Source organism: Bradyrhizobium guangdongense, from assembly GCF_006483445.1.
In the GTDB taxonomy this organism is placed as follows: Bacteria; Pseudomonadota; Alphaproteobacteria; order Rhizobiales; family Xanthobacteraceae; genus Bradyrhizobium; species Bradyrhizobium guangdongense_A.
In genome coordinates, this window is the sequence record NZ_PPPT01000219.1 from 1 (window position 1) to 1191 (window position 1191).

General features: G+C 63.9%; 1 protein-coding gene. It reads left to right on the forward strand.

Features of this window, described 5'->3' with window-relative positions:
* Positions 1–1191: peptide chain release factor 3 (locus tag C2U70_RS28625; protein ID WP_140981985.1), on the forward strand; the 1191-nt coding region annotated here is incomplete at both ends.

Below are 1191 nucleotides of genomic sequence, written 5' to 3' on the forward strand. Positions count from 1 at the left end.
GCCAAGGGCGAGCGGCGGAACACGCGCTCGGACTGGATGAAGATCGAGCGTGAGCGCGGTATCTCGGTCGTCACCTCGGTGATGACCTTCGAATTCGAGGGCCTCGTGTTCAACCTGCTGGATACGCCCGGCCACGAGGACTTTTCGGAAGACACCTATCGCACGCTCACCGCGGTGGACTCCGCCGTCATGGTGATCGACGCCGCAAAAGGCATCGAGGCACGGACGCGAAAGCTGTTCGAGGTGTGTCGTCTTCGGGATATCCCGATCATCACCTTCATCAACAAGATGGACCGCGAGAGCCGCGACACCTTTGAGCTCCTGGACGAGATCGAGAAGACGCTGGCGCTCGACACCACGCCGATGACCTGGCCGGTCGGCCGCGGCCGCGACTTCCTCGGCACCTATGACGTCCTCAATGGCGGCGTGCGCCTGCTCGAAGGCGGTGGCGCCAAGACCGGCGCAGCGCAGCAGATCGAGATCGAGGAGCTCGGCAAGCTCAACGCGAACCTCGATGTCTCCGCCGTGAAGGACGAGCTCGAGCTCGTCACCGAAGCCTCAAAACCGTTCGAGCTGGAGGCCTTTCGCGAGGGCCATTTGACGCCGGTCTATTTCGGCAGCGCGCTGCGCAATTTTGGCGTCGGCGATCTCCTGGAAGGGCTCGGCAAGTTTGCGCCTGAACCGCGCGCGCAGGACAGCAATTTGCGCAGGGTCGAAGCGACGGATCCGCGCATGAGTGCTTTCGTGTTCAAGATCCAGGCCAACATGGATCCGAACCATCGTGACCGCATCGCCTTTGCGCGGCTGTGCTCCGGAAAACTCAGTCGCGGCATGAAGGCCAAGCTGGTGCGTACCGGCAAGAGCATGCCGCTGTCGAGCCCGCAATTCTTCTTCGCGCAGGACCGCTCGGTCGCGGACGAAGCCTTTGCCGGTGACGTCGTCGGCATTCCCAATCACGGCACGCTGCGTATCGGCGACACGCTGACGGAAGGCGAGGACTTCACCTTCGTCGGCGTGCCGAGCTTCGCGCCGGAAATCGTCCGCCGCGTGCGACTGACCGACGCGATGAAAGCGAAGAAGCTGAAGGAAGCGCTGCAGCAGATGTCGGAAGAGGGCGTGGTGCAGGTGTTCCGTCCGCGCGACGGTGCGCCGGCGCTGGTCGGCGTCGTCGGCGCGCTGCAGCTCGACGTG